This window comes from Rhodococcus sp. IEGM 1241, from assembly GCF_033142365.1.
Lineage (GTDB): Bacteria > Actinomycetota > Actinomycetes > Mycobacteriales > Mycobacteriaceae > Rhodococcus_F > Rhodococcus_F erythropolis.
Map to the genome: position 1 here is coordinate 1,873,046 of NZ_JAWLSE010000001.1, position 25,673 is coordinate 1,898,718.

The 25,673-nt window shown below is 63.3% G+C and carries 24 protein-coding genes; 19 read left to right on the forward strand and 5 right to left on the reverse strand.

Annotation, left to right across the window (positions count from 1 at the left end; translation table 11 throughout):
• Nucleotides 1-126 precede the first annotated feature (126 nt).
• The 5 genes from R4P70_RS09025 to R4P70_RS09045 all read left to right on the forward strand — a co-directional run bounded on the left by R4P70_RS09025 (nt 127) and on the right by R4P70_RS09045 (nt 4,464).
• Nucleotides 127-1,911 (forward strand): ABC transporter family substrate-binding protein, encoded by a 1,785-nt coding sequence (locus tag R4P70_RS09025; RefSeq protein ID WP_019744524.1) that lies wholly within the window; start codon nt 127-129, stop codon nt 1,909-1,911.
• Nucleotides 1,908-2,792, forward strand: a complete 885-nt coding sequence (gene mshB, locus R4P70_RS09030; RefSeq protein WP_308370933.1) for an N-acetyl-1-D-myo-inositol-2-amino-2-deoxy-alpha-D-glucopyranoside deacetylase — start codon at nt 1,908-1,910, stop codon at nt 2,790-2,792. The genes R4P70_RS09025 and mshB overlap by 4 nt, the downstream gene beginning before the upstream one ends.
• Before the next feature lie 107 nt (nt 2,793-2,899).
• Nucleotides 2,900-3,058, forward strand: coding sequence for a hypothetical protein (locus tag R4P70_RS09035; protein WP_019744522.1), 159 nt, complete (start codon nt 2,900-2,902; stop codon nt 3,056-3,058).
• A 92-nt stretch (nt 3,059-3,150) separates the two neighbouring features.
• Entirely contained in the window at nt 3,151-3,567 is a 417-nt protein-coding gene (locus tag R4P70_RS09040) for a hypothetical protein (RefSeq protein WP_317830695.1), read from the forward strand.
• A gap of 51 nt (nt 3,568-3,618) precedes the next feature.
• Nucleotides 3,619-4,464, forward strand: a complete 846-nt coding sequence (locus tag R4P70_RS09045; protein WP_020908485.1) for a uroporphyrinogen-III synthase — start codon at nt 3,619-3,621, stop codon at nt 4,462-4,464.
• Here the strand turns inward: R4P70_RS09045 and R4P70_RS09050 are convergent.
• Nucleotides 4,424-5,995, reverse strand: a complete 1,572-nt coding sequence (locus R4P70_RS09050) for a PH domain-containing protein (RefSeq protein WP_021345012.1) — start codon at nt 5,993-5,995, stop codon at nt 4,424-4,426. The genes R4P70_RS09045 and R4P70_RS09050 overlap by 41 nt on opposite strands.
• Nucleotides 5,992-6,495, reverse strand: coding sequence for a PH domain-containing protein (locus tag R4P70_RS09055; protein ID WP_317830696.1), 504 nt, complete (start codon nt 6,493-6,495; stop codon nt 5,992-5,994). Before R4P70_RS09055 ends, R4P70_RS09050 begins: the two co-directional genes overlap by 4 nt.
• Nucleotides 6,496-6,577: 82 nt before the next feature.
• Here R4P70_RS09055 and R4P70_RS09060 point away from each other — a divergent pair, with 82 nt between their 5' ends.
• The 8 genes from R4P70_RS09060 (at nt 6,578) to R4P70_RS09095 (ending at nt 15,764) form a co-directional block, all read left to right on the forward strand.
• Nucleotides 6,578-6,766, forward strand: a complete 189-nt coding sequence (locus tag R4P70_RS09060) for a hypothetical protein (protein WP_003945217.1) — start codon at nt 6,578-6,580, stop codon at nt 6,764-6,766.
• A 118-nt stretch (nt 6,767-6,884) separates the two neighbouring features.
• The gene (locus R4P70_RS09065; protein ID WP_019744516.1) at nt 6,885-9,443 is read left to right on the forward strand and encodes a bifunctional FO biosynthesis protein CofGH; all 2,559 of its coding nucleotides are present in this window, start codon (nt 6,885-6,887) and stop codon (nt 9,441-9,443) included.
• Nucleotides 9,443-10,201: a hypothetical protein gene (locus R4P70_RS09070; RefSeq protein WP_020908480.1), complete on the forward strand. Its 759-nt coding sequence runs from the start codon at nt 9,443-9,445 to the stop codon at nt 10,199-10,201. The genes R4P70_RS09065 and R4P70_RS09070 overlap by 1 nt, the downstream gene beginning before the upstream one ends.
• 145 nt (nt 10,202-10,346) lie before the next feature.
• Complete coding sequence (gene fdxA / locus R4P70_RS09075) at nt 10,347-10,670, forward strand: ferredoxin (RefSeq protein WP_003945248.1); 324 nt, start codon at nt 10,347-10,349, stop codon at nt 10,668-10,670.
• Between the two features lie 5 nt (nt 10,671-10,675).
• Nucleotides 10,676-11,779 carry a succinyldiaminopimelate transaminase gene (gene dapC, locus R4P70_RS09080; RefSeq protein ID WP_264613103.1) on the forward strand — a complete coding sequence of 368 codons (1,104 nt, stop codon included), beginning with the start codon at nt 10,676-10,678 and terminating at the stop codon, nt 11,777-11,779.
• A 64-nt stretch (nt 11,780-11,843) separates the two neighbouring features.
• Entirely contained in the window at nt 11,844-12,524 is a 681-nt protein-coding gene (locus tag R4P70_RS09085) for a rhomboid family intramembrane serine protease (protein WP_205906506.1), read from the forward strand.
• Nucleotides 12,525-12,536: 12 nt separating this feature from the next.
• Nucleotides 12,537-13,949 (forward strand): acyl-CoA synthetase, encoded by a 1,413-nt coding sequence (locus R4P70_RS09090; RefSeq protein WP_317830743.1) that lies wholly within the window; start codon nt 12,537-12,539, stop codon nt 13,947-13,949.
• A 213-nt stretch (nt 13,950-14,162) separates the two neighbouring features.
• Complete coding sequence (locus R4P70_RS09095; protein WP_070385335.1) at nt 14,163-15,764, forward strand: substrate-binding and VWA domain-containing protein; 1,602 nt, start codon at nt 14,163-14,165, stop codon at nt 15,762-15,764.
• A gap of 15 nt (nt 15,765-15,779) precedes the next feature.
• Here R4P70_RS09095 and R4P70_RS09100 read toward each other — a convergent pair whose 3' ends face one another.
• Complete coding sequence (locus R4P70_RS09100; protein WP_244891482.1) at nt 15,780-17,000, reverse strand: HNH endonuclease; 1,221 nt, start codon at nt 16,998-17,000, stop codon at nt 15,780-15,782.
• A gap of 197 nt (nt 17,001-17,197) precedes the next feature.
• Between R4P70_RS09100 and R4P70_RS09105 the strand changes: the two genes are divergently transcribed.
• Both R4P70_RS09105 and R4P70_RS09110 read left to right on the forward strand, forming a co-directional pair.
• Nucleotides 17,198-18,172, forward strand: coding sequence for an ABC transporter ATP-binding protein (locus tag R4P70_RS09105; RefSeq protein WP_317830697.1), 975 nt, complete (start codon nt 17,198-17,200; stop codon nt 18,170-18,172).
• Nucleotides 18,172-18,930 (forward strand): ABC transporter permease, encoded by a 759-nt coding sequence (locus R4P70_RS09110; protein WP_029255815.1) that lies wholly within the window; start codon nt 18,172-18,174, stop codon nt 18,928-18,930. Before R4P70_RS09105 ends, R4P70_RS09110 begins: the two co-directional genes overlap by 1 nt.
• A gap of 9 nt (nt 18,931-18,939) precedes the next feature.
• Here the strand turns inward: R4P70_RS09110 and R4P70_RS09115 are convergent, their stop codons facing one another.
• Together R4P70_RS09115 and dapD are read right to left on the reverse strand one after the other, a co-directional pair.
• Complete coding sequence (locus R4P70_RS09115) at nt 18,940-20,322, reverse strand: amino acid permease (RefSeq protein WP_020908472.1); 1,383 nt, start codon at nt 20,320-20,322, stop codon at nt 18,940-18,942.
• Complete coding sequence (dapD, locus tag R4P70_RS09120) at nt 20,322-21,275, reverse strand: 2,3,4,5-tetrahydropyridine-2,6-dicarboxylate N-succinyltransferase (RefSeq protein ID WP_317830698.1); 954 nt, start codon at nt 21,273-21,275, stop codon at nt 20,322-20,324. Before dapD ends, R4P70_RS09115 begins: the two co-directional genes overlap by 1 nt.
• A gap of 49 nt (nt 21,276-21,324) precedes the next feature.
• Here dapD and dapE point away from each other — a divergent pair, with 49 nt between their 5' ends.
• The 4 genes from dapE (at nt 21,325) to R4P70_RS09140 (ending at nt 25,651) form a co-directional block, all read left to right on the forward strand.
• Nucleotides 21,325-22,395: a succinyl-diaminopimelate desuccinylase gene (gene dapE, locus R4P70_RS09125; RefSeq protein WP_021332795.1), complete on the forward strand. Its 1,071-nt coding sequence runs from the start codon at nt 21,325-21,327 to the stop codon at nt 22,393-22,395.
• A 16-nt stretch (nt 22,396-22,411) separates the two neighbouring features.
• A complete protein-coding gene (locus tag R4P70_RS09130; protein WP_003945176.1) occupies nt 22,412-23,215 on the forward strand; it encodes a TIGR00730 family Rossman fold protein in 804 nt (267 codons plus the stop codon).
• Complete coding sequence (locus R4P70_RS09135) at nt 23,209-23,766, forward strand: TIGR00730 family Rossman fold protein (RefSeq protein ID WP_317830699.1); 558 nt, start codon at nt 23,209-23,211, stop codon at nt 23,764-23,766. The genes R4P70_RS09130 and R4P70_RS09135 overlap by 7 nt, the downstream gene beginning before the upstream one ends.
• Before the next feature lie 112 nt (nt 23,767-23,878).
• Complete coding sequence (locus R4P70_RS09140) at nt 23,879-25,651, forward strand: long-chain-acyl-CoA synthetase (RefSeq protein ID WP_047889714.1); 1,773 nt, start codon at nt 23,879-23,881, stop codon at nt 25,649-25,651.
• The last annotated feature ends 22 nt before the right edge of the window (nt 25,652-25,673 follow it).

Consider the following 25,673-nt stretch of genomic DNA (forward strand, 5'->3'; position numbering starts at 1 on the left):
GCGGATGTGCCTTTCAGCCGAGTTTTCGGCGGAAAGGTACATTCGCCTTCATGGTTTCCGGGCGAAAGTTCTGCCCGGAAATCGAGTGCGAAGGGGCGACGCGGCCCCGTACGGAAGGAATTGTCTGTGGCCTCAGGACGTCGCTACCTGGCGTTGGCAGTGGCAGTGACGGCGTTGTCGCTGACCGCGTGTACGGCCGATCCGCCGCCTCCGGTCGAGAGCACCGAAACCGTCAAGCCCACACCGACTCCGGTTGTTCCGGCGATGAAGCAGGTCACTGTGGCGATCGACGAGGTGGGAGGCGGATTCAACCCGCACCTGCTCGCGGATCAGTCGCCGGTCAACTCCGCAGTCGGCAACCTCGTGTTGCCCAGTGCGTTTCGCCCGATCAATTCGCCGACGCAGCCTGGTGCGACGGAGTGGGCGATCGACGATTCTTTTCTCGTTTCGGCTGAAGTGACGTCAGAGGCTCCGTTCACTATTCGCTACCAACTGCGCAACGAAGCTCAATGGTCGGACGGCGCTCCCATTGCGGCAGAGGATTTTCGCTATCTCTGGCAGCAGATGATCTCGGTTCCCGGTGTGGTCAATCCCGCGGGCTATCAGATGATCGACGATGTGAACTCGTCCGGCGGTGGCAAGACGGTCAACGTCGTGATGCGTGCGCCGTATCCGGCGTGGCGAGAGTTGTTCACCGATATTCTTCCGTCCCACCTGATCAAGGACACTCCCGGCGGTTTCAGCACCGGTTTGAGTGAGGGGATTCCGGTGTCTGGAGCCCACTTTCACGTGCGCTCGGTCGACCGTGGTCGAGACGAAATCGTGCTGGAACGCAACGACCGATTCTGGGGCAAGCCTTCAGATCCGGATCAGATAGTTCTGCGACGCGGAGGAACGGCTTCGCAGTTGGCGGATGCACTGCGTACCGACGATGCTCAAGTGGCGCAAGTTCATTCGGGTAGTGCCACGGATATTCAGCTTTCTGCAATCCCGGGTGTCAGTACGGCATTCTCTTACGTTCCGCGCACTCTCGATATCAACGTCAATGGGCGCAGTAAGAACTTCGCGGACGTTCGGGTGCGTAAAGGTGTTCTGGGACTGCTCGATCCGGACCTGCTCGCCGTAGTGGCGGCCGGGAGTGAATCGGCGTCGGCCCCGGTGAAAGCTCAGATCCTCGCTCCGTCGGATCCGGGATATGCGCCAACCGCGCCGCCGAAACCGACGAGAGAGCAGGCGCTGGGCGAGCTGACCGCAGCCGGCTACTTGACAGCGCCGCCCACCGGAATCGTCACTGGCACTGGAACGGTCGGATCGATCGTCCGGGACGGCGCTCAGTTGACCCTGCTGATCGGCGCTCCCGAAAACGACGACATCGCGATCGCCGTGGCAAACACCGCTGCCGACGAATTGCGTGACGTGGGGATCCTGGCGACCGTCGAATCGGTGCCGCCGGAGGAGCTCTACGGCGAGGATCTGACCACAGGACGCGTCGACATGATCGTCGGTTGGAGCCGAGCAGGCGCTGACACCGCAACTTCGCTGGCCTCCCGGTTCAGTTGCCCGACAGCACCTTCCACTCCTGCGACAGGTTCGGCGGTGCCCACACCGACGCCGTCGCAGTCTCCGGAGCCTGTCCGAACGACAAGCGTCGAGGCTCCGAGCAACCTGTCCGGGCTGTGTGATCCGGCGTTGCAAGGTCGGATCGACGAAGCGCTCAGTGGCATCGGGGATCTCGGGTCGTTGATCGCCGATGCGGAACCCAAGCTGTGGGATCTTGCGGCGGTTTTGCCGATCGTGCAGAGCCGAGCGCTGGTTGCAGTCGGGACCGGAGTCGAGGGCGTGGTCCTCGACGGGCCGGTGCAGGTGGGGATATTCGGAAACGCTACGGACTGGGTGAGGGTGGCAAAGTGACCGCGTCGGCGAAGCGACTTCTGTTGGTGCACGCACATCCGGACGACGAAACGATCACCACCGGTGGCACCATCGCGCGTTACGCGTCCGAAGGCGCCGACGTCACGGTCCTCACCTGCACGTTGGGGGAGGAAGGCGAAGTGATCGGTGACGCGTGGGCAGGGCTCGTGGGTGCCGAGGCCGATCAACTCGGGGGCTACCGGATCGCGGAACTGAACGCTGCTTTGTCGGCTTTGGGCAGTGCCGCTCCTCGCTTCCTCGCCGGTGCCGGTCGGTATCGCGACTCCGGAATGATCGGCACACCTTCGGCCGCCAATCCCCGTGCTTTTGTCAATGCTCGACTCGACGAGGCAGTCGGCGCGGTGGTTGCCGTTATTCGTGAGATTCGGCCGCACGTCGTGATCACTTACGACCCCAACGGAGGCTACGGGCACCCGGATCACATCCAGGCACACGCGATCACGACAGCGGCCGTGGAAGCTGCAGCAACGGCCGCATATCCCGAGGCCGGCGAGCCGTGGTCGACTCCGAAGTTCTACTGGACCGTGACCGAGCGCAGCGGACTCGAACGCGGCATCGCGGCGATTTCCGAGTTCCCGGAGAATTGGCGTCTGCCCGAGCCCGGTGAATTGCCGAGCGTCGAGGACGCAGACGTGACGACGGCAATCGATGTTCGAGGCGTCATCGATGCGAAGGCGAGGGCATTGAGCGCCCACGCCACTCAGGTGACGGTAGCCCCGAGTGGAGCCGAGTTCGCGTTGTCGAACAACGTAGTCCAACCGATCCTGACGGTCGAGCATTTCGTATTGGCCGCCGGCACGCTCGGTCCGGTGGGTGAGGACGGTCGCGAGCGCGATCTGTTCGGCGGGCTGCACAGCTGACCTGGGCGTCGGCTCACAGGCATTGCGATCGACGCCGTAGTGGTGTGTGATGCGTGTCACCGGATGGGTGGTCCTTTCGGTAACAGCAAAGCCTGGGGGCTGAAGAAATGTACAACTGGGACCTGCAGAACCAGATCGTCGCCTTCGTCGATTCGTTGCGTCCGATGGCCGGTTACTACCACGACATGTATTACGGATCGCTCTACGCATTTGCAGATCAGCAAAGTCATCTGCTGACGCTGCTCGGGTTCCCGCCGGTTCCCTGATCGACTTCGTGCTTTTCGGGCGCGAGCCGGGGTGCTTGTCGGGAGGGACCCCGCGCTCGCGCGTTGGCCGTCGATAGACCACTATCAAAACCATGATCACGGCCGAGAACAACACAGACGCTTCGACAGAAACGTCGCTGTCGTGGCTCGACCCCATCATCCTCGGTGTCCTGATTTTCGACGGGTTCTTATGCGCGGTGTTGTCCGTCCTGTTCTTGCCGACTCATCTCGGTACGACGGCATTTCCGATCAGCATTCTCGTTGCAGCGACCGCGAACCTCGTATTGGTGATCGCCGCCCGCACGGTTACGACGCCGGGTATGGCCGCATTGCCGCTCGCCGGTTGGATCGTCGGGTTCTTGGTGTGCATAGTCGGCGGTCCGGGCGGCGACGTGCTGGTGCTCTCGTCCCCTCTGACGTTCTTACTGCTGGTCGGCGCAATCGCTCCGGCCGCGGTTTTCCTCTTCAAAGTAGCGATCAACAGGCTTGCCACCCTCAGTTCGCAATAGTTCTCGGCGCGCGCGTAGGAAAGTGACCCATCCATAAGGGACACTCAGCCTGTGGCTGAAGATGATCTGGCGGGCGCGACTATCGCCTTGACCGCAGAACGGCGTGTCGAAGAATTTGCGACGCTCCTCGAACGTCGAGGCGCGGAGATCGTGCGGACACCGGTGATCCATGTGCTGCCGTTGGTGGACGATCGGGACCTGCGCACTCAGACGTCCGCGTTGATTGCCGATCCGCCGGAATTGGTCGTGATCAGCACCGGAATCGGCTTTCGGGGTTGGCTCGACGCCGTCGCGTCGTGGGGTTTGACCGACGAGTTCCTCGGAGCTCTGGCCCGGACGCGGATCATCGCCCGCGGCCCCAAGGCGACGGGCGCCATCCGGGGCGCCGGACTGCGTGAGGAATGGTCGCCTTCGGGTGAGTCGTCCGAGGAAGTTCTGGAACACCTCGGAAGCGAGGGAGTGGCAGGCTTACGCGTCGCGGTCCAGTTGCACGGCACCATCACCGAATGGGAGCCGTTGACGGACCTGAGCGCCTCCCTCGCCGACATCGGCGCGGTTGTCACCCCGGTGTCGGTCTATCGGTGGATCCGGCCGCCGGATCAGTCGCCAGTCCGCGCGTTGGTCGCTGCAGTTCGTTCCGGTGCAATCGACGCGCTGACCTTCACCAGTGCCCCCGCGGTCTCCTCGATGCTCAGCACGGCAAAAGAGATGGGCGAGCTGGAGCGGTTCGTCGCAGCTATGCGCGGACCGGTACCGACCTACTGCGTCGGACCGGTGACGGCCGCCCCGCTGGAACTTCTCGGTGTTCCGACCATCCAGCCGGAGCGATCGCGTCTCGGTTCGCTGGCGAGGCTCATCATCGACGACCTGCCCAAACGTCGCCACCGCCCGGAGTGACGGCTTCGATCAATGCCCACGCGTTCTCGGCGGGGAGATCGATCACCTCGTAGCTTCCGGTGCCTGCTGGCGTCGCGGCGATGACGGTTGCCACGCCTGCGCGTCGCTGGAAGAACGTCTCGCGCACTGTCCATCCGATGACACCTTCGGATTCGAGGCTGTGACGCTGGCGATCGAGCGAGCCGCTTCGGGTGATCAACCATCCCGGCAGGACTGCGTGGCCGAGGCCGTTGTATCGGTCGTAGGCGAGGGCAGCGCCAGCGATGGCGAGTACGGCGACCCCGAACCACGCGTAGATCGGTACATCCAGACCAGAAGCCGCGCACGCCACGCAGACCAGAAACGCCACAGTCGCGAGAAACAGTGCCCTGGTGTACCGGCGACGCCGCGCGGCCGGGCCGTGCGGGATCAGCGGGGCGGACGCCTGACGTGAATCACCGATCACGGTAGCCATCACTCGCTCGGCTTCCCTCCGTGGCCCCTGCGGGAGCAGCAGCGAAGATTCCTTCTTCTCCGCGCTGACCCCGGTCATGATGGCGTCGAGCCGCGCGCCGCGGGCCAATCGCAGTAGAAGCGGTTCCTTGAGCGTCGTGCCGCGGAGGCGGGCGCGGTCGAGTGTGGTTTGCCGAGTTTTCAACAGGCCGTGACTGACATGCAGGATGCGGCCGTTGTCGGTGAGTTTCATGTTGCCGAACGCGATCAGGTACTGGACGCAGGCGAGTGCACTCGACAGCACCAGCAGCACGACGAGTGCGATGACGACCATCAGCGCGATGCCGAGGCTCTCGAGTGAGTCGAAGCTGTCGCTTACTGCCGACGATTTCGCGACGGCAGTGCCGATGCCGTATTGGAACGAGATGCCGATGATCGCTGCGATGATGGCGATTCCGGTGAACGAAAATGGAGCGTAGCGAACCCAACTGGGCTCCCAGTGACCGATCTCGGTGTCGACCGGTTCGGCGATGTTCTCGACCGGTGTGCCCGGGGTTTCCAGTCGCCGTGCCTGTTGCGCGCCGGCCAACAGCGCGGCACGTAGGTCCGGAACCAGGGCAGTCGAGAGGGCATTGAGTTCGAACTTGTTCGAATCGTGGCCGATCCCGGCGCGCTGGCCGGTCCCGATGCGCACGATCGACAGCCCGAGCAGTCGGTGCATGACCCCGGCCTCGACGTCGACGGATCGGATGCGGCTACGCGGGACAGAGAGCAGCTTTTTCTGGAATACCCCGGTGCGCAGTTGAACGTGAACGGGCCCGATTCGGTACGTGGTGGTGAAGTACCGCAACAGACCGAAGACGACGAGCAGAGTGACGACGCCGAGTCCCCACCAGTGGTTTCCGGATTGGCTGCCGAGAACTACCGAGACTAGTAGGACCGGGAGCAGTTTGACGACTTCGTTGACGGGGTGGACCAGAAGCATGCGGCGGTCGAGGCGGAGCCAGGGCTGTTCCTCCTCGGCTGCCTCGGCAGCTGCCGTTTCCGCCTCGACCGGGATTTCGATCGCGGTCGGGTCGCCCAACTGCTTCTCGTTCACGTTGCGTCTCCCACGTTGGTGCCCGCGATCTCCGTCAGTTGGGCCACTGTGCGGTCGGCGATTTCCTGGTCGAGCGCGGAGATCTTCACAGCCCCGGCCGACGACGCCGTAGTGACGGTCACGGTTGCCAGACCCAACATGCGGTCGATCGGTCCGCGTTCGGTGTCCACGGTCTGCACGCGCGATATCGGTGCGATCCGTCGTTCCTGGGTGAACCACCCCGTGCGTGTGTACACCGCAGTGTCACTGATTTCCCATCTGTGGACGCGATACCGCCACGCCGGAACCATCAGAATGTAGGTGGCCGCGAATAGGGCGGTGACTGCGAAGACCAGGCCCACCACCCAGGACGGGATTCCGGGTATCAAGACGGCACAGACGATTTCGGCGACGATGACGGGTACCCAGAACAGCGAGGCAGTGATTGCCCACAGCCTCGGGGCTTTGGCGCTGGGTCGCCATAACGGGTCGGCCATGGTCAGCGGTTGCGGGGCAGTCATGGGCACTACTTTGGTCGAGTGAGGGGCGATCTGTCGACATCGGCCCTATCGTGGAGTGTGGCGACTGCGAAGGGAGCACGTGATGACCGAACAAGATGCGACATTCGACCCGGAGGCTCCGGAATCAGATGCGCTCGAACAATCGACACCCGTAGATCCGAACGCCCCCGAAGAACCCGATCTGACCGACATTCCACTCGACGCGCCAGTGGCTGACGTGGTGGATCAACGAGTCGAGGTCGCGGTCGACGACGACTACCGGCCGTCGTGATCGAGGCCGTGTCGGGGCGGTAAGGCCTCCTACTTCTGGCACCGGGTGGCACTAGTCGTCCCGCATGGCGCATGATCGCTAGGTGAACCGAACTGGTGATGACTCCGGCAAACCCACCATGCTTCCGATGCCAGGTATTTCCGCGTCCGCCTCGTCCAGTCCGTCGCCCGGCCCGTCAGCGTCGGCGATGCGGCGAGTTCTCCGTCGCGCACGCGATGGAGCGACCCTGAACGTCGACGAGGCGGCAACGCTGCTGCAGGCGCGGGGAACCGATCTGACCGATCTGTGTTCCTCGGCAGCCAAGGTTCGCGATGCGGGTCTGCTGGCAGCGGGTCGGCCGAACACCGTGACGTATTCGCGGAAGGTTTTCATTCCGCTGACCCGTCTGTGCCAGGACAAGTGCCACTACTGCACATTCGTCACGGTGCCCGGGAAACTGCGTGCCGCTGGGCACGGCATGTTCCTGGAGCCGGACGAGGTTTTGGACATCGCTCGGGCAGGCGCCGAATTGGGCTGCAAGGAAGCGTTGTTCACGCTGGGTGATCGCCCCGAGGCTCGCTGGCCGGAAGCAAAGCAGTGGCTGGACGAACGCGGCTACGACTCCACCCTCGACTACGTGCGGGCGATGTCGATCCGGGTACTCGAGGAGACCGGACTGCTCCCGCACCTCAATCCCGGTGTGATGAGCTGGCAGGAACTCTCGCGGCTCAAGCCCGTTGCTCCGTCGATGGGCATGATGCTCGAGACGACCGCAACCCGCCTGTTCACCGACAAGGGCGAATGCCACTACGGCAGCCCGGACAAGGACCCGGCGGTTCGGCTACGCACCCTGACCGACGCAGGCCGACTGAACATCCCGTTCACCACGGGAATTCTTGTGGGCATCGGGGAGAACTTCCTCGAGCGTGCCGAATCGATCATGGCGATACGCAAGTCGCAGAAGGCGTTCGGGCACATCCAGGAAGTGATCATCCAGAACTTCCTGGCCAAACCTGATACCGCGATGCGCGATACCCCTGATGCAGGACTCGACGAGTTTCTCGCGGCCATCGCCGTCGCACGCCTGCTGCTCGGGCCGACGATGCGGATTCAGAGTCCGCCGAATCTCGTCTCGAACAGCGAGTGCCTCGCGCTGCTCGGCGCCGGTGTGGACGACTGGGGCGGGGTGTCACCGTTGACCCCCGATCACGTCAACCCGGAGCGTCCGTGGCCGAATCTCGAGACCTTGGCGGAGATCAGCGCCGAAGGCGGCTTCACCCTGACCGAACGCACTGCGGCTCAGCCGGCATATGTCCTGGCCGGGGCTCCGTGGATCGATCCGCGCATTGCGGGCCACGTGCAGGCACTGGCGGACCCCAAAACCGGCCTCGCCCGGCCCGACACCAAACCGGTGGGTCGACCGTGGCAGGAACCGGACGAGTCGTGGGAATCGAGCGGACGCGTCGATCTCAATACCGAGATCGATACAGACGGGCGCAACACCGAGACCCGCAGTGACCTGGGCAGTGCGTTCGGCGACTGGGAGACCGTGCGCGAACAGGTACTCGAGCTCAGTGCTCCGATTCGCGTCGACACCGATCTGCTGGCTGCGCTGCGCAGTGCCGAACGCGACCCGGCCGGATGCTCCGACGACGAGTACCTGGCCCTTGCCACGGCGGAGGGCCCGGGCCTGGAAGCTGTTGTGGCACTGGCGGATGCGCTACGCAAGGACGCCGTCGGCGAGGACGTCACCTACGTGGTGAACCGAAACATCAACTTCACCAACATTTGCTACACGGGCTGCCGGTTCTGTGCATTCGCGCAGCGCAAGGGCGACGCTGACGCGTTCACGCTGTCGGCAGAGCAGGTCGCCGACCGTGCGTGGGAAGCGCACGTCGCCGGCGCGACCGAGGTGTGCATGCAGGGCGGTATCGATCCAGAACTTCCCGTCACCGGTTACGCCGACCTGGTCCGGGCCGTCAAGAAGCGCGTGCCGTCGATGCACGTCCACGCGTTCTCGCCGATGGAGATCGTCAACGGTGCATCGCGCAGCGGTGAAAGCATCAGGGATTGGCTGACCGCTCTGCGTGAGGCGGGCCTGGACACCATTCCCGGTACGGCAGCGGAGATCCTCGACGACGAGGTGCGCTGGATCCTCACCAAGGGCAAACTGCCGACGGCGGAGTGGATCGAAGTGGTCACCACGGCCCACGAGGTGGGGCTGCGATCGAGTTCGACGATGATGTACGGGCATGTCGATCAGCCGCACCACTGGGTCGGGCACCTGAATGTTCTTCGCGGAATTCAGGACCGTACAGGTGGATTCACGGAGTTCGTGCTGCTGCCGTTCGTTCACCAGAGCGCACCGCTGTACCTGGCGGGCGCTTCACGGCCAGGGCCGACCAACCGGGACAACCGCGCTGCGCATGCACTGGCACGCATCATGCTGCACGGTCGTATCCCCAACATCCAGACTAGCTGGGTCAAGCTCGGGATCACCGGAACACAGATGATGCTCAACGGCGGAGCCAACGACCTCGGTGGGACGCTGATGGAGGAGACGATCTCGCGGATGGCTGGCTCCGAACACGGGTCCGAGAAGACCGTCGCAGAACTGCGCGCCATCGCCGAGGGAATCGGACGTCCGGCACGCGAACGAACCACCACACATGCACGACGCGAAGGAGCGATTGCCTGATGGCTGACGTACTGGGGGACCGCAAGGTCGTCGAGGTTCTCGATCGAGCGGTGTGGGGGATCAACCCGGTTCTCGATCTCGCCTACAGTGATCCGCTCGGTATCAAGCGTCGGACCTTCGAGCCGACCGATCCCGAGCGAAATGCCGCAGCGATGGTGTTGGACGCGGCGGCCTGGGTCCTCGACGTCGTCAAGTTCCCCGGGACGGCGGCGTGGTCGGTGATGACCGACGAGCAGCGCTCGAAGTGGTGGACGACCCGGTTGGGTGCACTCAACACCGTTGCCGTCGCGTTCCCCGGCATCTTCGGCGTCCTCCTCAATCGGCTGCCGATCCAGGACCTCTTGGCATTCGCGAATCAGGCCGTTGTGCTCGTTGCGGTTGCCCGTGAACACGGAGTGACGGAGCGGGATCAGCAGGTGGACCTCCTGGCGTCGGTGCTGTGCCGGCGTGAGACCAAGTCCCGAGATCTGCTCGCCGGTGAGGATTTCGCCGAAAAGTCGGTCAGCGGTGCCGACGAGACCTGGCGCCCGTTCGCGCTCATCGGCACCTTGTGGCGCACGTCGAAGACTTTTCGTGCCATCACTGACGAGTTGCACAAGCGGCCGTCGCGGACAAAACCGTACGAGATTTTCGGCAAGATTCCGGTGGTCGGCGTCGTGGCGGATTATCTCGGTGAGCGCGGCGCTTTGGTCCGCGCTGCTGCTGCGGGGGAGAAGTGGATCGCGATTCGGTCGAGGAACATCACCGCAGTAGGCTGAAATGTGTTACCCCCGCCTGCTCAGAGTCGGTTGGCAGGGGGATAATAGGCTGTTCCGCGGTACGTGAGAGTCGTATCGGATTTTCGGCCCCTTGCAACTGCGTGTTGCGGCGGCGATGCACGACAGGAAGGCAGGGAGATCGGCAGTGACCTACACGATTGCTGAACCGTGTGTAGATGTGATGGACAAGGCGTGCATCGAAGAATGCCCTGTCGACTGCATCTACGAGGGTGGACGCATGCTTTACATCCACCCCGACGAGTGTGTCGACTGCGGCGCGTGTGAGCCTGTCTGTCCCGTCGAAGCCATCTTCTACGAAGACGACGTCCCGGACCAGTGGAACGCGTACATCAGCACCAACGTCGATTTCTTCGACGATCTCGGTTCGCCGGGTGGAGCGGCCAAGCTCGGCAAGGTCGACTACGACACGCCGTTCATCAAGGCGCTGCCTCCCATGGGTGAGGAATAGAGATCTTGTCTCGTACTCCGGTGGCCACTGGGCTTCCTGATTTTCCGTGGGATTCGCTCGCCGACGTCACGGCGACGGCGCACTCTCATCCCGACGGCATCGTGAACCTGTCCGTGGGAACGCCGGTTGATCCCGTTGATCCGGTGATCCAGGAGGCTTTGTCCTCTGTTGCCGAGATACCCGGATATCCGACGACGCACGGCACGCTCGCACTTCGCGAGGCCGTAGCGGAGTCACTCGATCGCCGTTACAACATTCCCGACGTCGATCCGGCAGCGGTCCTGCCGGCGATCGGCACGAAGGAAATGATCGCGTGGCTGCCGACATTGCTAGGTCTCGGAGCCGACGATCTGGTGGTCATTCCGGAGTTGGCATACCCGACGTACGAGGTCGCGGCGAAGCTGGCAGGCGCTCGCGTCCTGCGCGCCGACGGCTTGAACAAGCTCGGTCCCGAGTCGGCGGCGATGATCTTCGTGAACTCGCCGTCGAACCCCACCGGCAAAGTGCTCGGCCTCGAGCACTTGCAGAAGGTCGTGGCCTGGGCGCGCGAGCGGGGCGCGATCGTCGTCTCCGACGAGTGCTACCTCGGATTGACGTGGGAAGCGGATGCGCTCTCCATTCTCGATCCCCGGGTCAACGACGGCGATCTGACCGGTTTGCTTGCGGTCCACTCGCTTTCGAAGACGTCCAATCTCGCGAGCTATCGCGCCGGGTTCGTCACCGGTGATCCGGCTCTGGTGTCGGAACTGCTCGAGGTGCGAAAGCACGCGGGCATGATCCTGCCGCTGCCGATCCAGGCAGCGATGACCGCAGCCTTGGGCGACGACCAACACGAGAACATCCAGCGCGAGCGGTACCGCGAGCGTCGCAGTGTGTTGATCGAAGCTGTTCGAGGCGCGGGATTCACCGTCGACAACTCCGAGGCGGGTCTGTACCTCTGGGCGACGCGCGGCGAGGAATGTCGAGCGACGGTCAGTTGGTTCGCCGATCGTGGGATCCTCGTTGCCCCCGGTGAGTTCTACGGACCGAGCGGTAGCAAGCACGTGCGGATCGCGCTCACTGCAACAGACGAACGAATCGCCGCGGCAGCAAAGCGCCTCTCCGCCTGAACTGCGTGCTTTCCCAGGTGTCAGGTTCCCTGATGTCGGTATCGGTCCGATGTAAGGTCGCGCTGTGACCACCTCAGGGGCCGGCGGCTTGGACGCGGTACTGATTTTTGCTGTCGTTGTTGCCTCGGTTGCACTGATGCTTGTGTGGTTGAAAAGTCGTCGAGTTTTCGGAGAGTTCCCACTCTCGGCAGCTCTCCTCTGGCTGATGGTTGCAGTGCCGTCCATCCTGCAGGCGCTGATACCAGGACTACTCGAGATGTTTCGTCGTGATCCCGCATTGATTCGCGACGGTCAATGGTGGCGCATTCTGACCTCCGTGCTCGTCCAGGACGGAGGGGTCGCAGGAACCGTCACCAATCTCGTGACGCTGGCCGTGGTTGCACCGCCTGCGTTTCGGCTCTGGGGCGCCGCACGTGGCTGGGCTCTGTTCCTGTTCGGTCAACTGTTGTTCGGTTTGCTCACCACCGCAGTCTTTCCGTCGACCGGCGCAGGTAACTCCGGTGCCACACTTGCTCTGGCAGCGGCGGCCGCCGGGATCGGTGTTCTGGTGCGCCCGCGAATGCCTGAGATTGTTCTGACGGCCGTGATTGTCGTCGGCGGCGCAACCCTGGTGACGGTCGACGATGCGCACGGATTCGCCGTTCTTTCCGGGGCGCTCTTGGGGGCGGCGCTGGTGACGCTGTTCCCTCCGCACTCGATAGATGCGCGTCGGGCAGGAGAAAGTTTGCGACCTTCGGCGCTGTGAGATGCTGTCGTGGTGCTGCTGAGATCACTGAACCCCCTTGCTGTCGCCCGCGGTGACGACCTCGACGACGCCGTGACGATCGGTGACACGGTTCTCTCGCGGAGTGCCATTCTCGGTGCCGCGACCTCGGTCGCGGAACGAGTGGCGCAGGCCGATCGGGTTGCCGTATTGGCAACTCCCACAGCAAAAACGATTCTCGCCGTCGTCGGAGCATTGATTGCCGGTGTCACCGTTGTGCCGGTCCCGCCGGACTCGGGGAAGGCTGAGCGGGAGCACATTCTGCGTGACTCGGGTGCTCAGGCGTGGCTCGGTGAAACGGACGACCACTGCGACACTCTGCCGGTAGTTCCCGTCCGGTTGCACGCTCGCTCGTGGCACAGCTATCCCGAACCGGCACCGCAGTCCACAGCATTCGTCCTGTACACGTCCGGTACCACTGGCCCACCGAAGGGCGTTCTGCTCAGTCGCTCGGCCATCGCAGCCGGGATCGACGCGCTTGCCGAGGCCTGGGACTGGACGTGGCGAGACACGCTCGTCCACGGGCTTCCGCTCTTCCACGTGCACGGACTGATCCTCGGAATCCTCGGCCCCCTCCGGATCGGCAGCCGGGTGATCCACACCGTCAAGCCGACGCCGGAAAATTACGCCCGGGCGAAAGGCTCCCTCTACTTCGGTGTTCCCACCGTCTGGTCGCGTATCGCCGAAGACGAAGAAGCTGCCCGCGCGTTGTCCGGTGCCCGACTTCTGGTTTCCGGTAGTGCGCCGCTTCCTGTGCCTGTCTTCGAAAAGCTACGGGACCGAACAGGATTGACGCCGATCGAGCGTTACGGCATGAGTGAGACGATGCTGACTTTGAGCACACGTTTCGACGGCGAGCGACGCCCAGGGTGGGTCGGCGTGCCGCTGCGCGGAGTCGAGACTCGTCTTCGTGACGAGAAGGGCAACGACGTGCCACACGACGGCGAGAGTATCGGCGGTCTACAGATACGTGGGCCGATGCTTTTCGACGGCTACTTGAACCGTCCAGACGCAACCGCCGAGTCCTGGACGGAGGACGGCTACTTCAAGACCGGTGATGTCGCCGTCATCGACGAGGGTGGGTTCCACCGAATCGTCGGCCGCGAATCCATCGACTTGATCAAAACCGGTGGATTCAGAGTCGGCGCCGGCGAGATCGAGACCGCCATCCTCGGGCACCCTTCGGTGTCCGAAGTTGCGGTGATCGGTGTCCCCGACGCCGATCTGGGTCAGCGGATCATCGCCGTCGTAGTCCGTAAGCCCGGGAGCCCCGAGGTCACCGAAGCTGAATTGGTCGAGTTGGTCGGGGCTGAGTTGTCGGCGCACAAGCGTCCCCGTGAGGTTCGCTTCGCCGAGACTCTGCCGCGTAACGCGATGGGCAAGGTCCAGAAGCGCGAGCTCTTCTGAGAAGAGCGGTTTGCTGAAAAGTCGCTGTGACGCTTGAAGGTTCGTGACTTCGGTCGGACTGTCCCGGAATATGGGCTCGTCGGTTCTCCGACGATTCAGCGCTAGTTGGAATTTCTGTGTTCTTGGCTACACTACCGCCCGGTAGGGATAGCTCCAGTCGCACGCATGCCGTCGGTATGTCCTAGTGCGAGTGGCCTCGGAAGGGCAGATTTCATGGCGGGCGGACGGCATTCGAGTCCTGACAGCGGGCGGTCGATCGGGTTCTACGCAGTGGGTGGGTTGGTTGCCGTCGCGGTAGTCGCTACCGGGGTGGTGGTCTTCAAGGCAACACAGTCCGATTCCTGCGAGAGCGTCGACGAGTACTCGCTGGCAGCAGATCCTGCGATCGCGCCTGCAGTCACGGAGATCCTCGCAGAATCGTCGCCGGAGCAGACAGGCTGTTCGCGGATCACAGTCACCTCTGCGTTGCCAGGCGACGTAGCGGGAACCCTGGGTAAGGGCGTGGACGCACCGGACATGTGGATACCGGATTCGACAGCGTGGGTCGGCAAAGCTGCACTGACGGCCAAGGGACCGGTTGCTGCCGCCGGCGGTTCGATCGCCACCTCGCCTGTCGTCCTCGCCTCCGGCGGTGGCGAGCAGTTTGCCAGTTGGCTCACGGCGCTTCAGGTTCCCGATCTCGCGCTGGGCAATCCGTTGTTCACCGGGGTTGCGTCGGCGCCCATTCTCGGAGCCCTCGCGGAGACCGGGGCCACCTCCGAATCGGTTCGAGCGGCCCTGGTACCCCATGCCCAAGCAGAGAGCGTTCGTACCGAAGATCAGCCGGTAGGGCAGAAGATGCTCACCGAATTGGTCAGCTCCGGCAAGGTCGGTGTTTCGACCGAGCAACAGGTCGTCGAGTTCACGAAAGCCGAGTCGAAGATTTCCGCGACAGTACCGGCGACTGGAACCATGATCATGGATTACCCCCTGGTGGTCAGTGCCTCGGCGCCGGATCGGCACTACGCGGCAGCGAAGAAGAGTGACGCCATCGCCGACCTGTTGCACAGTGAATCTGCTCAGGAAGTGCTGACACGCAGCGGTTTCCGTACTTCCGGCGGTGGAGCTGTCGAAGGTGGAGTTGGTGACGTGACGGCCTTGACGGTCTCCGAACAGTCGGTGGCCGATCAAACGCTGGGCGCTTGGGCTCTGATGGCCAAGCCGATCCGGACACTCGTTGCGATCGACGTGTCTGCGTCGATGGACTACCCGGCAGCAGGCGGCAAGACGCGCATGCAGTTGACCACTGCTGCCGCTCTCGCCGGCAATCAGGTCTTCCCGGACAGTGTCGCTGCCGGTCTCTGGGCGTTCTCCCAAGGTATGAACGGAACCCAGGACTTTCAGGAATTAGTGCCGATCAGGCGCTACGACACCATCGTCGACGGCATGACTCAGCGAAAGTTGATGGCTGATCAGGCGAACCGTCTCACCGAACTCAAGCGTGGCGCCACCGGTTTGTATGACACGACTCTGGCCGCCTTCCGTAAGGTGCAGGAATCGTACGATCCGCGAGCGGTCAACAGCGTCATCATCTTGACCGACGGTGCCAACGAAGATCCCGACAGCATCAGCCGTGAACAGCTGCTCGATGTTCTTGCACGCGAGCAGGATCCGGCGCGTCCGGTCATCATCGTCACCATCGGCATCACCGATGACGCCGATGCGGCGGCACTCGCCGATATCTCCCGCGTGACGGGCGGTTCGACGTACATCGCTCGAGACCCCTCGGAGATTTCCGAGGTGTTTGTGAACGCACTGGCTCACCGAGGATCGTGAGCCACGCCGAGGACCTCAGGCCGCGTCGGGACCGGCCCAGGGCGTCGGAAGTGGCGGAGCCTCAGACGAATATCGGTGCCCGGTAGGCGTCGTCGTGGTGAAGGTGTGCCGGGTACCTGGTACAGGTTCGGCCGACCAGTCCGAGCCCTGTTTCGCGTAGTTGCATGCCGCGCACAGCCCGGCACCGTTGGCTGCGCTGGTGAGGCCACCCCTCGAGTGATCGCGAATGTGGTCGCGGTGGCGAACCGGCGCGTCGCACCACGGAGTGCGGCAGCTTCGATCCCGGAGTTCGATCAATCGTGCCAACCCCTTCGGGAAGGTTCTCGCGGTGGATTCCATTGCGGTCAGTGCTCCCGTATCGGGGCGTGCGTAGAGCTTTCGAACCGTTGTCATGGTTTCGGAGTCCTCGCCGGACAAGGTGATCCATTCACGTGCGATGGCTGCTGGAACAGGTCCGTACCCGTGGACGTGGGCAGGATCGGTACCGTCGCCCAGTAGCGACTGGTCGGAGACAACCAGATTTACGGTGACGGGTGTCGGTGTGGCGCGGCCGATTCCGGTGACCCGCTCCACCAGGAGATCAGCCATGATTTGAGCTCGCGTGCGCTTGTCCCCGCCGGCAAGTACGGAATCTGCATCGCGGCCGAGCGTGGCATATACGGCGGTACCCGCGGCAGCGGGAAGTAACACATTGAGCCAGCACATCGTGTCGGGCGCAGGCCGTGACGTCACACGTCTGTCTCTTACGGCTTTGCGTGCTCGTCTGGCAACACTGTCGGCGTCTATTTCCGCAGTGCGTGCGCGGATTCTTTCTGTCAGTTGGTGGGTGCCACATCCGTCCAAGATTGCAGCGTCGCAGCAGAACTCGCGATCCAATGCAGCGCGATCCTGGACTGTGAGACACGCAGTTTCACGCATGAGAATTGTCGCTTGATGCTCACTGATGGAGCCACGGACGAGTAGTCGAAGTGTGTGCGGCATCTCGTCGTTCAGTGCGCGGGCCAGGTTGAGATGCTGAGTTCCGAACCATGCCGACTCTCGCCGTGCGAGGGCAATCTGCGCGTTGATTCCACGGCCCTGGTACGAGCGCAGAACTCCCCGTTCGCCGCGGTCCTTGCGGGTTACCGTGTCGAGATCGGCAGCCAGCAAAGCCTGGGCCCCAGCGCAACTGGCCTTCAGCTCTTCCAGTGCGCGTAGTAGATCCACGCGAGCTGCGTTGTCGATGGAACGATCCATGCTGACGAGTGACGCTCGGAATTGTCCGATCGTTTCTTCGGATAGCGCCTGTTCAGATACTTGCGTCGTCACTTTTACCCCCCGGTAGTGTCGAACATACATTCGATACTAGCGCCGACAGTGAACGCACGCAACGGCTTTCTGCGTTGGCGTCCGAAAGTTCCGACAGTTCGGTTTTTCATGGTTGACTGGTCCTCATGATCGAGTTGAGGGGATTGACCAAGGTTTACGGGCCGACGAAAGCGGTGGACGATTTGTCGTTCACGGTCAAGCCGGGCATCGTGACGGGCTTCCTGGGCCCGAACGGTGCGGGTAAGTCGACGACGATGCGGATGATCCTGGGTTTGGATCAGCCGACGTCGGGTGCGGCGTTGATCGACGGCAAGCCGTACCGCGAGCTCAAGACACCGCTGCGGACTGTCGGCGCGTTGTTGGATGCGAAGTGGGTGCACCCCAATCGCAGTGCGCGGGCGCATCTGCAGTGGATGGCTGCTTCGAACGGGATCCCGAAGTCCCGCGTCGACGAGGTGCTCGGGTTGGTCGGATTGTCCGAGGTAGCGGGCAAGAAGGCCGGCGGGTTCTCGCTCGGTATGTCGCAGCGTCTCGGGTTGGCGGGTGCGTTGTTGGGTGATCCGAAGGTGTTGTTGCTCGACGAGCCGGTCAACGGTCTCGATCCGGAGGGCATCGTCTGGATTCGTAAGTTCATGCAGCGGTTGGCGGCCGAGGGCCGCACGGTGTTGGTGTCGAGTCACCTTCTCTCGGAGATGGCGTTGACGGCGGAGCAGTTGGTGGTGATCGGCCGGGGTCGGTTGATCTCGGATTCGACGGTCGCGGAGTTCGTGGATCGCTCGTCGGAGTCGACGGTGCGCGTGCGCAGCCCACAATTGGACGCTCTCCATGCCGCATTGACTGCCCACGGACTGACTGTCCGCGAGGAGCACACGGGATCGGAGCCGGTGTTGGTGGTCGTGGATTCGACCACTGATGTGATCGGCGGTCTGGCTGGTTCGCAGGGAATCGTGTTGCACGAGTTGGCGTCTGTGCAGGGATCGCTCGAGGATGCGTTCATGAAGTTGACCGGAGACGATGTCCAGTACCACGCATCCGGTATCGATCCGGGTGCCGGAGCCCACCACACAAACACACAGCACGCTATGGGAGGTGCACTGTAATGGCTGTTCTCAGTGCTGAACGTATCAAGATCACCACGACCAAGTCGCCGCTGTGGTGCACGATCATCATCATCGTGCTCGGGCTGGGACTCGCCACAGCTTTCGGACTCAGCGCCAAGTCGTCGCTCAGCAGCCCCAACGGTGCAATGATGCCGACAGTGTCGGGGGCACTCAGTGGAGTGACCGGCTTCGGTGTGTTGGTTCTGATGATCATGGCGGCTCTCGCGATCACCAGCGAATATCGCTTCGGGACCATCCGCACCACCTTCCAGGCAGTTCCGAACCGCGCTTCGGTGCTCATCGCCAAAGCGGGCCTCATAGGTGGTTTCGGAGCGGTACTGACTCTCGTATTGTCATTCGGCGCTTTCGCTCTCACGAAGGCCACATCAGGTGACGCCGGAAGATTCCTGACTCTGTCGGGCGACGATAACTGGCGGGTCGTCTACGGAACACCGATCTACGCGTTCTTCTGCGTAGTTCTAGCCGTAGGAGTGGGCGCGTTGCTCCGGCAGTCTGCAGGTGCGATCGCATTACTGCTGTTGTGGCCCTTGCTGATCGAGAATCTTTTCAACCTGTTCGGAAGTATCGGCGAGAAGATCATGCCGTTCCTGCCGTTCATGAACGCCAACAACTTTCTCGGTTCCGGCGGTAGCGTCGACTTCCACTGGGGACCCTGGGGCAGCCTGGTCTACTTCGCCCTCTTCGTGCTCGTCGTATTCGGCCTCAGCATCGTCGTCGTGAACAGGCGGGATGCATAGGCACACGGATCAGGCGGGCTGATTCTGCTTACGCCAGCGGGCGTTCAGGAAACCCAATGCCGCGATCACCAGGAACAACACGGTGGTCGAGATCAACTGTGCACGGGCATCGGCGTCGAAGAGCATGAGGACGACGAAGACGCCGAGCATCGCGAGAGTCGCGTAGCTCAGATACGGGAACAGCCACATACGAACTGTCAGCTTGCCCGACGCTTCGAGTTGTTTACGCAGTCGCAGATGCGAGACGACGATGAAGATCCAGATGACGAGCAGCGCGGCGCCGACTGCGTTGAGCAGGATGCCGAGCAGGTCGTCGGGGAGCAGCCAGTTGAGCAGGACGCTGACGAAGCCGAAGAACACCGACAGCAGAACGGCATTGGTCGGAACTCCGGTGCTCGACAGTTTCGCCATGAAAGCGGGTCCGTCGCCGCGGCGCGAAAGTGAGAACGCCATCCGGGAGGTGCCGTAGATGTTGGCGTTGAAGGCGGAAAGCAACGCCACCACTACGACGAGTTCCATGAACCCGGCAACACCCGGAATGTTCGCCTTGTTCAAGACGGCCACAAACGGGCCGCTCTCGAGTTCGGGGTCGTTCCAGGGCAGCACCAGAACCATGATGGAGATGGCACCGATGTAGAAGACGCTGATGCGCCACACCACGGAGCGGACAGCGACGGCGATGGAGCGTTCCGGATTCTCGGATTCGGCTGCGGCGATGGTGACGATCTCGATCCCACCGAAGGCGAACGCCACGACGAGCAGTCCTGCAGCAATGCCAGACAACCCATTGGGCATGAAGCCGCCCTGCCCGAACAGATTGCTAGTACCGACCGGATCGGTATCGGGGAGGATGCCGAACACCAGCAGGACGCCGATGACGAGGAAGGCGATGATGACGGTGACTTTGATTGCGGCGAACCAGAACTCGAACTCACCGAAGTTGCTGACCTTCGCCAGGTTCACCACGGCGAAGAACACCACGAAGACCAGGGCGACAACCCATTGCGGGATCGACGGCACCCAGTCGTTCACTATCGCCGAGGCTCCGGTGATCTCGGCGCCCAGCACCATGATGAGCATGAACCAGTAGAGCCAGCCCATCACGAAGCCGGCCCACTCGCCGATCCCCAGGCGCGCGTAGTGAGAGAAGGAACCGCTCGCCGGGATCGCAGCTCCCATCTCACCGAGCATGCGCATCACGAACACCACGACGGCGCCCGCAAGGATGTAGGAGATCAGGACGGCCGGGCCGGCCTTGGCGATACCGACGCCGGTTCCGAGGAACAGGCCGGCGCCGATGGCCGAGCCCAGGCCCATCATCGTCAGATGGCGGACCTTGAGACCGTGGCCGAGAGCAGTGGTTGTTCCGTCGGAGACGTCGGTGTCAGTCATCAGTCGTTGGCGTGCAAAGCAGCGTTCAGTTCGACGCCGGTGCCCTTCCACGGCACGACCTCGACGGCACCCGAGACCGAGTTACGACGGAAGAGAAGGTTCGACTTGCCGCTGAGTTCCTTGGCCTTGACGACGGTGCCGTCCGGGCCGGTGACCTTGGTGCCCGCGGTGACATAGAGGCCCGCTTCGAGGACGCAGTCGTCGCCGAGCGAAATGCCGAGGCCGGCGTTTGCGCCGAGGAGGCAGCGCTTGCCGAGGGAGATGGTTTCCTTGCCGCCGCCGGAGAGGGTGCCCATGATCGAGGCGCCGCCGCCAACATCGGATCCGTCGTCGACGACGACGCCCGCGGAGATGCGGCCTTCGACCATCGAGTTACCGAGGGTGCCGGCGTTGAAGTTGACGAAGCCTTCGTGCATGACGGTCGTTCCGCTGGCGAGGTGCGCACCGAGTCGGACACGGTCCGCGTCACCGATACGCACTCCGGACGGCACGACGTAGTCGACCATGCGGGGGAACTTGTCGACGCTGAACACGGTCACGACGCCGCGGATGCGCAGACGCGAGCGAACTTGCTCGAAGCCTTCGACGGCGCACGGGCCGAAGCTGGTCCACACGACGTTGCTGAGCAGGCCGAACTGGCCGTCGAGGTTGACGCCGTGGGGTGCGACGAGACGGTGCGAGAGGAGGTGGAGGCGCAGGTAGACGTCGTGTGCGTCGACCGGTGCCTTGGAGAGATCGGCGATGGTGGTGCGGACGACGACCTGCGAGACCTCGCGAGCGTCGTCAGTGCCTGCCAGCAGTGCAAGATCGGAAGGAATGTCTGTTCCCTCGACGTTCTCGGTACCGGTCTTGTCGAATGTTCCCAGCTCCGGTGCCGGGAACCAGGTGTCGAGGACGGTTCCGTCCGCGGTCACGTTGGCGATACCTACTGCTGTTGCTCCCTGTGCGCTCACGGGACTAGAGATTACTGGGTGGTGGGTGCACCGGCCTAGGCTGGTGCGTGTGAGCATCCTCGATCTTGCTTCGGACCCCATCGACTTGACGGCCGCCCTGGTCGACATCCCCAGCGTCTCGCACGACGAATCCGTCATCGCGCAGGCCGTCGAGGATGCGCTGCGTGAGCAGACTTCGGGCTTCGAGATCATCCGCAACGGCAACGCCGTGTTGGCGCGGACCTCGCGTGGTTTGCCCAGTCGCGTCATGCTCGCCGGACATCTGGATACGGTGCCCATCGCGGACAATGTCCCTTCGCGGCGTGACGGCGACATCCTGCACGGCTGCGGGACCGTGGACATGAAGTCGGGCGATGCGGTCTTTCTGCACCTGGCGGCCACCATCGAGAACCTGGCCCACGATCTGACCCTGGTTTTCTACGACTGCGAAGAGATCGCCGCAACCTTCAACGGCCTGGGACGGATCGAACGCGAGATCCCGGAATGGCTCGCGGCCGACGTCGCAATTCTCGGTGAGCCGACGGCCGGTTTCATCGAGGCCGGGTGCCAGGGCACGATGCGGGTTCGGTTGACGGCTTCGGGAACTCGCGCACATTCGGCCAGGTCCTGGCTGGGGGACAACGCCATTCACAAGTTCGGCGGTGCGTTGGAGCGGTTGTCGAGTTACCAGCCGCGCTCGGTCGACATCGACGGTTGCGGCTACCGCGAAGGTTTGTCGGCGGTGCGGATTTCTGGCGGGGTCGCCGGAAACGTCGTCCCGGACGAAGCCGAGATGGACGTCAATTTCCGATTCGCGCCCGATCGCAGCGAGGCGCAAGCCGAGTCGCACGTGCGCGAAGTGTTCGACGGCCTGGGCCTCGGATTCGAGGTCACCGACTCCTCGCCCGGCGCGCTGCCTGGCTTGGCGAACCCGTCCGCTGCCGCCCTGATCGAGGCGGCCGGTGGTCAGTTCCGCGCGAAGTACGGGTGGACCGACGTGTCCAGGTTCTCGGCGCTCGGCATTCCTGCCGTGAACTACGGACCGGGTGATCCGAACCTCGCACACAAGCGCGACGAGCACGTTCCGGTGCAGCAGATCACCGACGTCGCGGCCGTGCTGAGGAAGTATCTGTCGGCCTGACCGTTAGCCTTGCCGCATGGCACCAGAGAAGAATTCGGCTTCGAAGAAGCAGAGCTCGTCGATCAAGCACCGCGGGCCCGTTCAGCTTCGACGCAAGCGCAAGGACGAGAAGACCACGACCGATCAGCGCTTGCTCGACAAGCGCGGACCCACGGACTGGGTACACACCGATCCGTGGCGTGTGCTGCGTATCCAGAGCGAATTCATCGAAGGTTTCGGCGCACTCGCCGAGGTCCCGCGTGCGGTGACGGTGTTCGGTTCGGCCCGCACCACGGTCGATCATCCCGAGTATCAATCCGGCCGTGAGCTGGGAACGGCGTTGGCCGAAGCCGGATACGCTGTCATCACCGGCGGTGGACCGGGAGTCATGGAAGCTGCCAACCGCGGTTGCAGCGAGGCCGGCGGATACTCGATCGGTCTGGGCATCGAGCTGCCGTTCGAGCAGGGACTCAACGAGTGGGTGGATCTCGGAATCAACTTCCGGTACTTCTTCGCACGCAAGACGATGTTCGTGAAGTACTCCCAGGCATTCATCTGCCTGCCGGGTGGCTTCGGAACACTCGACGAGCTGTTCGAGGCACTGACCCTGGTGCAGACCCACAAAGTCACGCGCTTCCCGATCGTCCTGTTCGGTACCGAGTACTGGTCCGGACTCGTCGACTGGATCCGCGGCACCCTCGAGCGCGACGGAAAGATTTCCGAAGGTGACGTGAACTTGCTGCACGTCACCGACAGTGTGGAAGAAGCAGTACGAATCGTCCTCAACGCCGACAAGGGCGTCGACGAGGCCGCAGATCTGGGGAAAGAAGAAGAATGGTGACCGATTCCGGCAAGAAGTACTCGATCTGCGTCTACTGCGCGTCCGGTCCGGTGGACGAATCGTTCCTGGCGTTGGCGTCAGAAGTGGGAACCGCGATCGGTCGACGCGGATGGCAGTTGGTCTCGGGCGGTGGCAACGTCTCGATGATGGGCGCTGTCGCCGAGTCCGCTCGCGCGGCGGGCGCATGGACCGTCGGCGTCATTCCGAAGGCCCTGGTGCACAAGGAAGTAGCCGACGTCGATGCCGACGAGCTGATCGTCACGGACACCATGCGCGAGCGCAAGAAGCTGATGGAAGATCACGCCGACGCGTTCATCACGCTGCCGGGCGGAATCGGGACGCTGGAAGAGCTGTTCGAGACGTGGACCGCCGGCTACCTCGGAATGCACGAGAAACCAGTGGTGATGCTCGATCCCGTCGGGCACTTCACCGGCCTGCTCGAGTGGTTGAACAAGCTCGACGGGACCGGCTTCGTCGGGCGTCAGGCGTTGGTCACTCTGTTGGTGCGGACGGACGTCGAGGCTGCGCTCGACGCGTGCGTCAGATCCTGATCAGACGCCTGCGTGAAACCCTGACCTGGGGCATGGCGGGCTTTATTACCGTGAAGTAAGGTGGCCGCAGACTGGGCGGCCGAATGGGCGCCGGATACGTGTTAGGGGAGCCATGAGTTCGGAAGCCCGTTCGACCGTCGGCCTGCTGGATCTGGCGGCAAAACTGCCGTCGATGATCACTGAGGTGCCGATCCTGGCGCGGGGGGCCGCCGGGCTCACCCGCAAGCCTTCGGCCAAGGAATCGATCGGGTTGATCTTCCAGAAGGCCGCGCACGCGCACCCGTCGCGCCCGTTCATCCGGTTCGAGGGCCACGCGACCAGTTACGCGGAGGCCAACGAACTGGTGAACCGCTACGCCGACGTCCTCCGCGGACGAGGAGTCGACCGCGGAGACGTCGTCGGAGTGCTGGCAAAGAACACCCCCGAAGCCCTGCTGATCGCGTTGGCCGCCGTCAAACTCGGCGCGGCAGCGGGCATGCTGAACTACAACCAGCGCGACGACGTTCTGGCACACAGCCTTACGCTGCTCGACGCGCGCGTCCTGGTGGTCGCCGACGAGTGCGAAGAGGCCCTCGAATCCTTGCCGGCGGGGTTTACCGGACCGAAGCAACTTCTCGTCAGTGAACTCGCGGATCTGGCGAAGACGGCTGATGCCGCCAACCCCGCGGTCACCGCCGAGGTGCTCGCGAAGGAGAAGGCGTTCTACATCTTCACCTCGGGTACCACGGGAATGCCCAAGGCCAGCTTGATGACTCACTTCCGTTGGCTGAAGTCGATGTCGGGCCTCGGGTTGATGGGCGTGCGCTTGCGCGGCTCGGACACTCTGTACTGCTGCCTGCCGCTCTACCACAACAACGCGTTGACGGTCTCGCTGTCCTCGGTGCTCGCGTCCGGTGCGACAATCGCGATCGGACGTCAGTTCTCCGCCTCGCGGTTCTGGGACGACATCGCACTCAACAAGGCGACCGCGTTCACCTACATCGGCGAACTGTGCCGCTATCTGCTCAACCAACCGGTCAAGCCGACCGACAGCGACAATGCTGTTCGGCTGATGGTGGGTAACGGTCTGCGCCCGGAGATCTGGGCCGAATTCACCCAGCGCTTCGGCATTCCCCGCGTCGCCGAGTTCTACGGTGCGAGCGAATGCAACATCGCGTTCGTCAACGCACTCAACGTCGACAAGACGGCCGGGATCTGTCCGTTGCCGCACGCCGTCGTCGAGTTCGACGAGGACACCGGAAAAGCGTTGCGTGGAGCCGACGGTCGCCTTCGCAAGGTGTCCACGGGTCAGGTCGGGCTCCTGCTGTCGAAGGTCACCGACCGAGCGCCTTTCGACGGTTACACCGACGAAGCCGCGAGCAACAGCAAGCTGGTGCGCGGCGGATTCAAGAACGACGACACCTGGTTCGATACCGGAGACCTGGTGCGCAAGCAGGGATGGGGCCACGTCGCCTTCGTCGACCGTCTTGGCGACACCTTCCGTTGGAAGGGCGAGAACGTTGCCACCACGGAGGTCGAGGGCGCACTGAGTTCGCACCCGGCCGTCGAGGAAGCGGTTGTCTACGGCGTCGAGATTCCGGGCACCGACGGTCGCGCGGGCATGGCGGCGGTGAAGCTACGGGACGGTCAGAGTTTCGAGGGCAGCGAAGTCGCGGCTCACCTCTACGGCAAGCTCCCCAACTACGCGGTCCCGCTGTTCATCCGCATCGTCGACTCACTCGAACACACCAGCACTTTCAAGTCGCGCAAGGTGGAATTGCGCAACGAGGGTTACGACGTCGGCGCCGACACTCTGCACGTTCTCGAAGGCCGCGAGGGTGGTTATGTGGACTCGTACGACGAATACGTCGGAAAGGTCGCGGCAGGCTCGGTACCCAAGGGCTAGACCGAGTTCCGTCATGCCAGTA